Annotated in this window: 13 protein-coding genes and 2 rRNA genes; 4 read left to right on the top strand and 11 right to left on the bottom strand. The window is 35.2% G+C overall.

The window, feature by feature from the left end:
- Positions 1-80 precede the first annotated feature (80 nt).
- A complete protein-coding gene (locus tag GMD78_RS00075) occupies positions 81-1142 on the bottom strand; it encodes a M42 family metallopeptidase (RefSeq protein WP_155665934.1) in 1062 nt (353 codons plus the stop codon).
- Positions 1143-1320: 178 nt separating this feature from the next.
- Between GMD78_RS00075 and GMD78_RS00070 the strand changes: the two genes are divergently transcribed.
- The gene (locus GMD78_RS00070; RefSeq protein WP_155665932.1) at positions 1321-1635 is read left to right on the top strand and encodes a PepSY domain-containing protein; all 315 of its coding nucleotides are present in this window, start codon (positions 1321-1323) and stop codon (positions 1633-1635) included.
- A 22-nt stretch (positions 1636-1657) separates the two neighbouring features.
- Here the strand turns inward: GMD78_RS00070 and GMD78_RS00065 are convergent, their stop codons facing one another.
- Positions 1658-2515 carry a YtnP family quorum-quenching lactonase gene (locus tag GMD78_RS00065; protein ID WP_155665930.1) on the bottom strand — a complete coding sequence of 286 codons (858 nt, stop codon included), beginning with the start codon at positions 2513-2515 and terminating at the stop codon, positions 1658-1660.
- 294 nt (positions 2516-2809) lie between these two features.
- Positions 2810-3457: a tRNA (guanosine(46)-N7)-methyltransferase TrmB gene (gene trmB, locus GMD78_RS00060; protein WP_155665928.1), complete on the bottom strand. Its 648-nt coding sequence runs from the start codon at positions 3455-3457 to the stop codon at positions 2810-2812.
- 78 nt (positions 3458-3535) lie between these two features.
- Here trmB and GMD78_RS00055 point away from each other — a divergent pair, with 78 nt between their 5' ends.
- Positions 3536-3823 carry a YtzH-like family protein gene (locus tag GMD78_RS00055; RefSeq protein WP_155665926.1) on the top strand — a complete coding sequence of 96 codons (288 nt, stop codon included), beginning with the start codon at positions 3536-3538 and terminating at the stop codon, positions 3821-3823.
- On the opposite strand, the gene GMD78_RS00050 is transcribed toward GMD78_RS00055, so the two are convergent.
- From GMD78_RS00050 to GMD78_RS00025, 6 genes are all read right to left on the bottom strand, one after another.
- On the bottom strand, positions 3810-4622 hold the full coding sequence (locus tag GMD78_RS00050) for a phosphotransferase family protein (protein WP_155665924.1): 813 nt from the start codon (positions 4620-4622) through the stop codon (positions 3810-3812). The two genes, GMD78_RS00055 and GMD78_RS00050, sit on opposite strands and share 14 nt — an antisense overlap.
- A gap of 143 nt (positions 4623-4765) precedes the next feature.
- Positions 4766-5689: a diacylglycerol/lipid kinase family protein gene (locus tag GMD78_RS00045; protein WP_155665922.1), complete on the bottom strand. Its 924-nt coding sequence runs from the start codon at positions 5687-5689 to the stop codon at positions 4766-4768.
- A gap of 5 nt (positions 5690-5694) precedes the next feature.
- Entirely contained in the window at positions 5695-6612 is a 918-nt protein-coding gene (locus tag GMD78_RS00040; RefSeq protein ID WP_155665920.1) for an NERD domain-containing protein, read from the bottom strand.
- Position 6613: 1 nt separating this feature from the next.
- Positions 6614-7174 carry an RNA 2',3'-cyclic phosphodiesterase gene (gene thpR / locus GMD78_RS00035; RefSeq protein ID WP_155665918.1) on the bottom strand — a complete coding sequence of 187 codons (561 nt, stop codon included), beginning with the start codon at positions 7172-7174 and terminating at the stop codon, positions 6614-6616.
- A gap of 21 nt (positions 7175-7195) precedes the next feature.
- Positions 7196-7909: a pseudouridine synthase gene (locus GMD78_RS00030; RefSeq protein WP_343042032.1), complete on the bottom strand. Its 714-nt coding sequence runs from the start codon at positions 7907-7909 to the stop codon at positions 7196-7198.
- 11 nt (positions 7910-7920) lie between these two features.
- Positions 7921-9546 carry a putative polysaccharide biosynthesis protein gene (locus tag GMD78_RS00025; RefSeq protein WP_155665916.1) on the bottom strand — a complete coding sequence of 542 codons (1626 nt, stop codon included), beginning with the start codon at positions 9544-9546 and terminating at the stop codon, positions 7921-7923.
- Positions 9547-9709: 163 nt separating this feature from the next.
- Here GMD78_RS00025 and GMD78_RS00020 point away from each other — a divergent pair, with 163 nt between their 5' ends.
- Both GMD78_RS00020 and GMD78_RS00015 read left to right on the top strand, forming a co-directional pair.
- Positions 9710-10987, top strand: coding sequence for a BaiN/RdsA family NAD(P)/FAD-dependent oxidoreductase (locus tag GMD78_RS00020; RefSeq protein WP_155665914.1), 1278 nt, complete (start codon positions 9710-9712; stop codon positions 10985-10987).
- 101 nt (positions 10988-11088) lie between these two features.
- A complete protein-coding gene (locus tag GMD78_RS00015; protein ID WP_155665912.1) occupies positions 11089-11274 on the top strand; it encodes a hypothetical protein in 186 nt (61 codons plus the stop codon).
- A gap of 259 nt (positions 11275-11533) precedes the next feature.
- On the opposite strand, the gene rrf is transcribed toward GMD78_RS00015, so the two are convergent.
- Both rrf and GMD78_RS00005 read right to left on the bottom strand, forming a co-directional pair.
- Positions 11534-11649 (bottom strand): 5S ribosomal RNA (gene rrf / locus GMD78_RS00010).
- Positions 11650-11780: 131 nt separating this feature from the next.
- Positions 11781-11905 (bottom strand): 23S ribosomal RNA (locus GMD78_RS00005); the annotation flags it as partial.

Raw genomic sequence — 11905 nt, 5'->3', positions numbered from 1 at the left:
ATCGCACTTATGTTAGATAGGAAAGTTTTCCTATCTGCCAAAAAAAGAACTGCTACCAAAAGATAGCAGCTATACCAATATTATTGTTTTCTAATATGATCTACTGCATTCTGATCCGTTGACTTCACAAGTTTAACGAGTAACTCTTTCGCTGCTTGGTAATCATCCACATGAATGATGGAAGCAGAAGTATGAATGTAACGTGAGCAAATTCCTACTACTGCTGACGGTACACCATCATTAGAAATATGTACTTGCCCTGCATCGGTTCCTCCCTGTGAAATAAAGTATTGATAAGGGATATCATTTGATTCTGCAGTATCTAGAATGAATTCACGCATTCCTCGATGTGTAATCATCGAGCGATCATAAATACGTAATAAAGCACCTTTACCCAACTGACCAAATTCCTTATCATCCGTCATATCATTAGCAGGAGAAGCATCTAAAGCAAAAAATATGTCTGGTTTAATCATATTAGCGGCAACTTTAGCACCACGCAAACCAACTTCCTCTTGAACAGTAGCACCAGAATATAACTGATTAGGTATTGTTTCATTTTGTAACTCTTTTAATAATTCAATAGAGATACCACATCCATAACGATTATCCCAAGCCTTAGCTAGGATCTTTTTGTTATTCGCCATCGGTGTAAATTCAGAAACCGGAAGTATTGCTTGACCTGGTTTAATTCCTATCTTTTCGGCATCCTCTTTATCGTCAGCACCAATATCAATTAACATATTTTTTATATCCATTGGCTTCTTACGTTGCTCATCAGTTAAATTATGAGGCGGAATAGAACTTATAACACCAACTACAGGACCATTGTCTGTCATCACTTGAACTCGTTGAGCAAGCAACACTTGACTCCACCATCCACCTAACGTTTGAAAGCGGATTAATCCTCTTTTTGTAATTTGTGTAACCATAAACCCTACTTCATCCATATGACCTGCAACCATTACTTTTGGTCCGTTACCATTTTTCACACCAAATACTCCACCAAGATTGTCTTGGATTACCTCATCAGAATACCTCTCTAACTCACCTTTCATAAACGCCCGTACTGGATGTTCATTACCTGGTGCCCCTTGTAGTTCTGTTAACGTCTTAAATAAATTTAATGTGTCTTGATTCATTACAATCCCTCCAGTTATCTCTATGTAATATATTTAGTATAACGAAAGAAATACATTCTTTCCACAATTCAAACATACACTACACTATTATTTTCTAAAATATATCTTTTAAGGTATACTAAAGAAGAAAAAGTAAGCGGTCGCAGATTTAGATAATATCAAGCAAGAGGTGAAATGTATGGGAATGAGAAGAGCAGTTTTAGCTGCTGGATTAGGAGTTGCCGTTGGTTACTTAGCAAAGCAACAAATGGATCGTTATCAAAAAGTAACACCAGAAAAAGCATTAAAATTAGCGAAAGAAACATTTAAAAAACAAGGCCCCATAAGTGGTTCATGGATTTACATGAAGCCAGAGGATGTAGTGAAGAATGGACTTTCGTACACTGCTTATCGTGGTGGAATTACCCGTAGTATAGACGGCAAAAATAAACAATATGAATTTTTAATAGATGTTGAATCGGGTGCCGTTATAGACGCATTTGAAACTGCTTAAAAAAATAGCTGCTACAAAGCAGCTATTTTTTATATTCATATCTTTTTCGCTCTATTTCAGAATTCTTCTCGCCTTTATCGTTAAATTGAATCGCACGATAATATGCGTCATGATAAAATGTGTACCAAGCATTTTTCCGATATCCAATATCCATCCATTTTTCTTTTTGATGAACCGAAGTAACCGGATAGTCATCATAAGCTAATGCCCATAACTTATTTTGATGTGCGTGAGTAGGCATTAAGTCTGCCATATGAATGAAACATTCATCATCTTGCTCAAAAACGATAATACTATGTCCATCACTATGACCTCCAGTATGGATCATTTTTAGACCTGGAAGAATTTCCAATTCATTTTCAAATGTCTCTACTTGATTGACAACAGGCTTCCAATTCATTTCCCAATATGTATTAACTGACCTAATATTAGGGTGTTGCATTTCGTTCCATTCTACTGCCGAGGTATAAATCGTTGCTTTAGGAAAAATAGGTACAAAGTCTTCATTTTCCAGCCTTGTTAGTCCACATGCGTGATCAAAATGTAAATGCGTCATTAATATATGATCGATATCATCTACCGTTAGATTTAGCTTAGCTAATGAAGTTTCGATCGAAGACTGTTCCAAAACACCAAAATTACGGATTTGTTTTTCGGATAATTTACCATGTCCAATACCTGAATCAATTAACATGTTCTTCCCGTCTATTTGAAGTAGAATTGGGTCTGTTCGTAATTCAATCTGATTTTTCTCATTCACAGGATATTTTTTACTCCATAATGCTTTTGGAACAACCCCAAACATTGCTCCGCCGTCTAAAAAATTTACTCCTCCATTAAGCCATGTTAATGTTGCACGTCCAACTTGTAGTTTCTCCATGATTATAATCCCCCTTTATAAATAGTTTATCTAAACTACCATTCATCTGCAAACGCTACCATTTATTTATTGGAGTAGCAGATTCTTATTTGAGATTACGTGAATTATCACATCGCTGAATAATATGAGGGATATGCTGATAAAATTCAATAACTGATGAATTAATACCCGTATCTGCCGAATTAACAATCAACGCTAGCGTATAAGAAAGCAAATCCACGTAAAAGTTAATGCCATTCAATATCTATTCCCATTCAAAAAGCATCCACCCTATACAAAAAAAAGAACCTTAGCTTAGGTTCTTTCATTAAATCTTGCTCTACAACGGTATATGGGCTGACCCTTGGCAGAAAACTTTTCTTCATACTCTGTCATGACATTTTCCGGGTCTTCGATCACATGTAGATCTAAATTAACTTCATTTAAAAGTATTCCAAAATTAGAAAAGCTAACTAATGAATACTCAAACAGTCCACGATTATCTGTTTTAAATATCAATTCTCCATTAGAATTCAATACTCTACGATAATCGGCAAGAAAGGTATGATACGTTAACCTTCTCTTCTCATGACGATTCTTTGGCCATGGATCAGAAAAATTTAAATAAATTGTTTCTACTTCATTTTCCTCAAAAATATCGGTAATGTTTTCAGCATTTTCATTTATCAGAACTATATTTTCTTGTTCAGACTCCATTACTTTTTGTGCCGCTGACACAATAACGCTTTTAGCTAATTCAATTCCGATAAAATTGATACTTGGATATTGCTTAGCCATACCAGCTATAAATTGTCCTTTTCCTGTTCCAATTTCTATATGAATAGGATTATTATTATCAAATAACTGATTCCATTTTCCTTTATAATCTTTTGCATTTGGTATGACAAGATCCTGGTGGTCCCTTAGAAAATCGTCAGCCCATGGTTTATTACGTTGCCGCAAAACGTGCACCTCTTTCAAAATTACTTGTACATATTTTTTATTTAAACATCGAATACTATTCTCAGAGGTGAGAATTGTATGTCGTTAAATGTAAACAATCAATTAACATTATTATTAGATTTATTAGATGAACAGCAAAAAGAATGCTGTGCAGAAGTATCTGAATACCAACAAATTAAGCGATTAGTTAAGTCTATGATGGCAAATAACAGCATCACGGATGAGCAGCTATTACAATTACTACCAGAAATTTATAATTATGGTAGACAGGGTGAAAGTGTTCAAAATATGGCAGAGCATATTACATCAAATCAAGAAAACCTAAACCAATGGATTAGTGCAATAGAACACTCTAAATTAGAGTAGAAATATTATAATTTAATTCTTTTAGATTGGTTAAGCGTTCTTTTACTTTGTGTTGCTCGTTTCGTTCATGATGCCATGCTAAAAATTGAAGAGAATCAAGGATTAGATACCAATACATTCGCTTTAATAATTTTTCATCTTTCTTCACACCGTATTTTTCCAACCATTCATCCCATTTGTCTGTTGGGATATACCACTGTAATATCATTCCATAATCGGTTATAGGATCAGCTATCATCGCATTATCCCAATCGATTAGATATAACTGTCCATCATTCGTTAATAACATATTATGGTGGTTTAAATCACCATGACATACCACTTGTTTTTGTTCTCTTGTAACGGGTAAAAGTTCTTGTAAATAAGCAAGAGCTTTTTGAACCTCTTCATGTTGTTCTATTAAGTGATCTGCCAATAATCGCTCTTTTATTTCAGTATAATGACCGTCCGAAGTTATTGGTTTTTTTCCTAATCGTAATAGCATATGAAGCAATTCAGAGGAATGATGGATTTTATGCAGTAAATCAGCAACACGACTATGTTGCATTTCTTCTGGCCATAATTCTCTTCCCTCAAGCCATTCTTGTGCAGTGATAACATCACCATTCTCCATTCTTTTTGTCCAAACTAACTTTGGAACAATACCTTCAGCTGACAAAACAGCCAAGAAGGGTGATGAATTTCTTTTTAGGAATAGACGCCTATCATCTTTTTCGGCAACATATGCATCACCAGTCAGTCCACCTGCCGGCATTACATTCCATTCCTTTCCTAATACCTTTTTAAACCATTCCACCATGCATTCCTCAAATCTTTCAAGTTCATTTTCTACATACAAACTTCTTCTATTTCATTTCTTTACTTTGTTACTATTAAATTACAAACATGTTAATAGATTAACGAAAAAATGAGCGTTTTGCAAGATACCAAATCTGTTTTCTGCTAACTACTTGCTCCTAATATTTGAATAGGAGGTATGTCTTTTGTGATGGTACATGATTTACATTGACTAGTTTGCCCATCTACTTGAAACTCTATCGTTTTATCTGTAGTTATTTTTATTTTTGTCGCCTCGAGAAGATCTACTTCCTTGAAGCTAGTGTGTTTACCTGTGAATACGGTCATGAATAACGCAAGAATCTTCCACTTAGAAATTTGTTGAACAACTAATACAGGAAATCTACTTGGTTGTATTGTTGCACTAGGTATAATTTTCATACCTCCACCATAATAGGCGTGATTAGCAATCGTAACCATCCAACAGTTGTGAATCGTCTGTGCTTCCCCATTTACTTCTAACTCTAATGTAAATGGTTTAAATCGAAATAATACATGAATAAGTGCAATAACATAACTAATCATACCGATATGAAAAATATTTAAAAATTTCTTATACCAGGACTGGTTTGCCTTTTTTGCTATTTCAGCATCAAAACCGAACCCTATACTATTAACAAATACTCTCCTAGCAGAATCATCTACACTATAGCTTCCCAGCCAATACGCTTTGGAATAATTTCCTTTAACTATGTCCTGAAGTATTTCTACTGGATTTACCTTAATGGACAAACCTCTTGCAAAATCATTCCCTGATCCGCCTGGTATAAACGCTACCGGAAGTGACAGGTCTTGAATTCCATTCATTACTTCATGTAACGTGCCGTCACCACCGATTACTATAATAGCCTGTAAGTTTACTAGGTTTTGTTTAGAAAGCTGCTGCGCAATATTTTCAGCATGCCCTTCATACTCTGTAACATAGTAACTACTTTGCAATTCTTGATAGAGTTTACTATTTTGTATCTTATTAAAAATACGCCTTCCTCTACCATGACCTGCCATTAAATTAACAATGAAGATATACATAGAAATTATTCCTCTCCAACTATTGTAAAGGATTGATCATCCTCTTCCCATTCAGGTCGTTTTACAGAAGAAGACTGACAATGATTTAATAGTTGCTCAGCAGCTTTTAATTGTTGATTTTTTAATGGAGAAACCAACGTACGTTTTGTCTCAAACCATTTTTCATAAGAAAATTTATCAATAATATTTGTATTGTATGGCTCAGAAACGAAGTCAATCCTATTAGTACGCGAAAGTACTGTTTTAGTAACCGAAAAGGAAATATCATATTTACTTAAAATACTGTTGATGATTTTTTCCGAACGTTTTAAAGCAATTAACGGACTAAGAAACTTAGACTCAGACCTTTCATGCCGTTTTGTCCATGTTCTCTCATCTTTAACGGTGTAAACTGTATTTCGGTCATCTTCTAACAAATAGATGATCTCTATTCCAACTGGACTGATCAATACAATTTCACCGTCAACCGGGGCATTCTTGATATTGAATATTGGATAATACATTACTAAATACGTATCAGGAAAACGTTGAAGAAAATACTGTAATGTTGCATCTTTATAATATTTTTGATCCATAAAAGATACATTCGAAATCGTAGAAGTAGCCCACTTAAGTTGAAACGGATATATTTTATCAAGAAAATAATATTTTAATTCCGTTTCTGTATGAGGAAGTTCTTGCTGAACAGGATCTTCAGATTCTGGCTCACTTTCCTGACTTCGCTTCATAAAAGACTTCCATTTCGAAAAACGAGTTACTTTTTCTTCCTCATCATCTACATGCTGCTGATTTTCTTGATTTGACCAGATATAGTAAAGCTTATTCCAGTTTTCCTGTTTTAATCGGATATATTGACTAGGGTAACGATAGATATTCCATTCGTACCTTGAAATATAGTTTTGTAGCTTGATTAATTGTGCCAAATTATTCTCCCCCATCCAATGAAAAAGTGTTTACAATTTTATATTTAGGACTATTTGATGGGTATATTTGATAGATGACAATAGTGTCTACCACTAGATCAAACTGTTGATCGGAAAAGTTATTTTTGATTACATTTATATCGGTACTTGGACCATCCCATTTTTTTGCTAACGTTATATGGGGACGGTATGGGCGATTCTCTGCTGTAAAGCCAACTTCTTTTGCACATGCTTCAACCCTCTGTTGTAGTTCCAATAAAGCAACAGTTTTAACCACGTCAGCCCATAAAACTCTTGGTTTATCTGATTTACCAAATGTACCAACGGAATGAACTTTTGTATAAAATGGAGGCATAGAATGTACTGATTGTAACTTTTCTTGAAGCTTTTTTAACTTCGTTTCTTCTACAGCACCAAGAAATTTTAATGTGATGTGTAAATCCTCCACATGTGGCCATTGCTTATAGGTTAAATGCTGTTTTAGCTCCACCTGCCATGCTGCCAGTTCTTCTTTTAAATCGTTTGGAAGTGGAATAGCTATAAAATAATGCGGTGTAGACATATTTTTACCCCTAACATCAATTTATTTTAAGGATTGGCAATAAGAAAGTTCATCTTTAGATAATTCCCTGTATTTCCCAAGTGATAAGGAGGGATCTAAAACTAGTTCCCCCATCCCTAATCGTTTTAAATAAACAACCTCTTTATTCACAGCTTTAAACATTCGCTTCACTTGATGAAACTTTCCTTCTGTAATCTTGATTTCAACCTCTGAAACAGAATCGCTTTTAATAATGTTGAGTATGGCTGGTTTGGTCATATACCCGTCCTCTAAAGAAATACCTTGCTTAAATGTCTGTATATCCTCTTCTGTTACATTTCCCTGTATTTTTGCATAATATGTTTTGTACACATCTTTTTTGGGAGATAGTAGTTGATGTGCAAGTTGCCCATCATTCGTAAGCAATAATAAGCCTTCTGTATCTTTATCTAATCTGCCAACTGGAAATGGGTTATAATGTTGAATTTCTGGTGTTAATAAATCAACAACCGTTTTTTCCCTAATATCTTCTGTCGCAGAAATGTATCCAGGTGGCTTGTTCATCATAATATAAATATATTTCTTATATTCTACAACATCATTACTTACCTTTACGGTATCTTTTTCTGGATCAACCTTCATACTTCCATCTTTCGCTAAACTATCATTCACCGTTACTTGTTTCTTTTTTAACAATCCTTTTACATCCTTACGACTACCATATCCCATGTTGGCTAATAATTTATCTAAACGCACCAGATCACCTCTTACCACCTAAATATTTTATCTAGAATTCGAACGCGATCCCCTAATATTCGTTCAAGTAAAGTCGATTTATAAGCAAACCATAAATAAACCAACCCTCCACCTAATACAGAAATAATTAACATAACTAATGAACCCCATCTTGTCGAATCATAAGGGATAAATAATCCGAAAAATGTCTTTAATAGCCATATTGTAACTGCCATGATCATGATAAATATTCCTATCAATAGCGTACGTTTATAAATATCTTTAAATGAAAATTGGATCACTGACTTAATGCGCCATAAGTTTATTAAAACAGAGGTTCCAACAGCTAAAGCTGTCCCAATGATTGCTCCAGTTGCACCGAAAAGATAGATAAGCTGAATATTTAGTAATATTTTGATCAGTAAACCAGTAAATAAACTAATCACCGCAAATCGCTGTTGATTAATCCCTTGCAAAATGGCCCCGGTTACACTATATAAAGCAAATAAAATAGCAACTGGTGCGTATGCTTTTAACAGTGGTCCAGTAATATCAATATTATTAATATTATATAGTGATGCATATGCTTCATTTGAAAGCATAGATAACCCTATTGCAGCAGGGATTACAAGAACTAAAATAATCTGAATGGCTTGATTTATTTGTTGATTTACCATCGCCATATTTTTTTGTGTAAAAGAATTGGTGATTGCGGGAATAATAGCGAGTGACAACCCAGTAGCAAGTGTTACTGGAATGATCACCAATTTATGACCATAAAGGTTAATAGCTGAGTAGGCAATATCCCAAATATTTCCTTGCCCAATCGTAACCATTGCCCGTTCAAATGTAAATTGGTCAGTTAATTGATAAAATGGTATAGCTAACCCGACTAATACAAAAGGTCCAGCGTATCGAAATAATTCTGAAACCATATCCTTCTGTGAAATATGATTCGTATAACGCTGCTCCTGTATTCGTTTATGAATGTGTTTCTTTCGTTTATTCCAAAATCCCCAAAGAATAGCTAACGCAGCCATTGCACCTATAAAGGCAGCAAACGTAGACAGTCCAACTGCAGTAGTAATAGAACCATCGAATACATGGATAACTAGGAAAGAAGCACCTAATAAAAATATGATACGTACAATTTGCTCGATAACTTGTGACACAGCTGTTGGTCCCATCGACTCATGCCCTTGGAAAAACCCCCGAAAGATACTCATGATAGGAATAATGAGTAAAGCAAAACTAACCATACGGATCACGTAGGCAACATCAGATGCAGTTATTCCACTATCGGATGCATCACTTAATTGTAAGTTAGCTAAAGTTTCTGCACTAAAGAATAAGATAAGGAACGCTAATATCCCTGTAACTGCCATTACTTTCATTCCAGTTCTGAACATTTGCATTCCTGTTTTATAATCACCTAATGAATTGTATTTAGAAACAAACTTTGATACTGCCAATGGAATCCCAACAGTTGATAAACTGATAAAAATAGTATAAGGAGTATAGGCAAAATTATATAATGTCCCACCTGTTTCTCCAACAAGTCCGTGGAAAGGAATTACATAAATCATCCCTAAAAATTTCGATAAGAAGGATGCTGCTGTTAATAACATAGCACCTCTAACAATATTTGAATTCGACATCTTTTCACCTGCATCTACAAATTAAATTACATCATTGTTATTTTATCACACAACACCTTATTCGGATATTGTTTCGTTACGTATATCTAGAAAGATTCTTCAAGAAAATTTGAGAATTTATTCATCTAAGTGGTAAGATACTAGGGAAAGGAATGAATACAAATTGACATATGACGTAATTGTTATTGGTGGTGGACCATCTGGATTAATGGCATCCATTGCTGCTGCAGAACACGGTGCTAAAACCATGTTAATTGAAAAAGGACGTAAATTAGGAAAAAAATTAGCTATTTCAGGTGGTGGAAGATGTAATGTAACGAATCGACTGCCTGAGGATGAAGTAATCAAACATATTCCTGGCAATGGCAGATTTTTATATAGTGCTTTTTCTGTATTTAATAATCTTGATATTATTGATTTTTTTGAAGGAATGGGAGTCCAGCTAAAAGAAGAAGACTATGGTCGAATGTTTCCGGTATCAAATTCAGCTAAAACAGTCGTAAATGCTCTTATTAACAAAATGGACGAGCTTGGCGTTCATGTTAAATTAAATACGCCAGTAAAAGCTGTTCATTATGATTCGGATTTTCATACTGTAATCTTACAAAGTGAGGAAAAAATAGAAACCAACTCTATTGTAATTGCTGTAGGTGGAAAAGCAGTCCCACATACCGGTTCAACTGGAGACGGTTATCCGTGGGCAAAAAAAGCAGGACACACAATCACTGAGCTTTATCCTACAGAGGTTGCTCTAACCTCTAATGAAGCATTTATAAAAGACAAAAGCCTACAGGGTCTTTCATTACGCGACATTTCCTTATCTGTTTTAAACAAAAAAAATAAGGCAATGATTACACATCGTATGGATATGATTTTCACGCATTTTGGAATATCTGGGCCAGCAGTACTTCGTTGCTCTCAATTTGTTGTAAAGGAGTTAATGAAGGGACGAGAAAGAGTGCCTATGCATCTAGATGCTCTACCTGACAAACGAGAGGATCAACTAATTCAGGAGATTCTTCAACTAGTAGACGATTCACCTAAAAAATCATTTAAAAACTTAGTAAAGGGAATTGTTCCAGATCGCTTACTTACATTTCTTTTAACAAAAAATAATGTTAGCGAAGATCAAAAAGCAGCAAATATTTCTAAAGAGATTATTCGTAACTTCGTATCAGATATTAAAAATTTCACTTTTTATGTAAATGGTTCCTTGCCTTTAGAAAAAGCTTTTGTAACTGGTGGAGGAGTATCCATAAAGGAAATAGTCCCCAATACGATGCAGTCAAAATTAATGGATCGTTTGTATTTTTGTGGAGAAATATTAGATATTCATGGATATACGGGTGGCTACAATATTACGTCTGCATTAGTTACTGGCAGATTAGCTGGTATGAATGCTGCTTTTGAAGCTTCTGCATATTCTACAACTACCACATAAGTTGGATTTAATTCTTGGTATATGATTCCTAGCATGTTTTCAGTAAAATGAGTTAACCTACTAGTGTCTGGGGGCATCATAAGAGAAAGGGTTGATTTCGAATGCAGGGAAACAATAACAACATGTGGTTACCACTTATTGCTTCTGTTGGTGTAGGTGCAGCAACGTATTATACGATGACAAGAAACAACTCAAATATTGGTCAAACTATTTCTAAGATGGCACCACTTGTGTCTCAAATTAGTGGTGGGAATACCGGAAACAGTGGTCAAAACGGAATGAGCTAACAGACAGTATAGATAGATAATTAAACGCGAAAGGGTGCCCTTTCGCGTTTTTTATAGGGTGTTTTTAATAGCTAGTTACTTTCTCGGTTGTTGACTCATAATTTTTATAGCACGTTTGCTCCCACACTTATTTTATCGAGTGCTATAACACAGCTACCGAAGAAATGCACCAACTTAATTTCGAGTTACTGCATATTTTATATCAATAACAATAATGTACAAAAAAACCAAGATACAGGAAGTATCTTGGTTTTTGGTTGCCTGGCGGCGTCCTACTCTCGCAGGGGCAAAGCCCCAACTACCATCGGCGCTGAGAAGCTTAACTTCTGTGTTCGGCATGGGAACAGGTGTGACCTTCTCGCTATCGCTACCAGGCCTACAGGATGTAGGTCGTTCGGTGTTGTTCACAGGACGTGAACGGTTTTAACCGAACCTCCTTGAACGCTTTACAATGAGGGTTTGTACCCTAAAAACTAAATAAGAGATAACAACGAATCAATATAGTGTTAGTTAAGTCCTCGATCGATTAGTATCCGTCAGCTCCACGTGTCACCACGCTTCCACCTCGGACCTATCAACCTCATAGTCTCTGAGGGATCTTACTCACTCGAAGTGATGGGAAGTCTCATCT

Source organism: Ornithinibacillus caprae (assembly GCF_009728145.1).
Taxonomy (GTDB): Bacteria; Bacillota; Bacilli; order Bacillales; family Amphibacillaceae; genus Ornithinibacillus; species Ornithinibacillus caprae.
The sequence above is the reverse complement of the archived record's forward strand: the minus strand, read 5'-3'. Positions and strand labels throughout refer to the sequence as shown.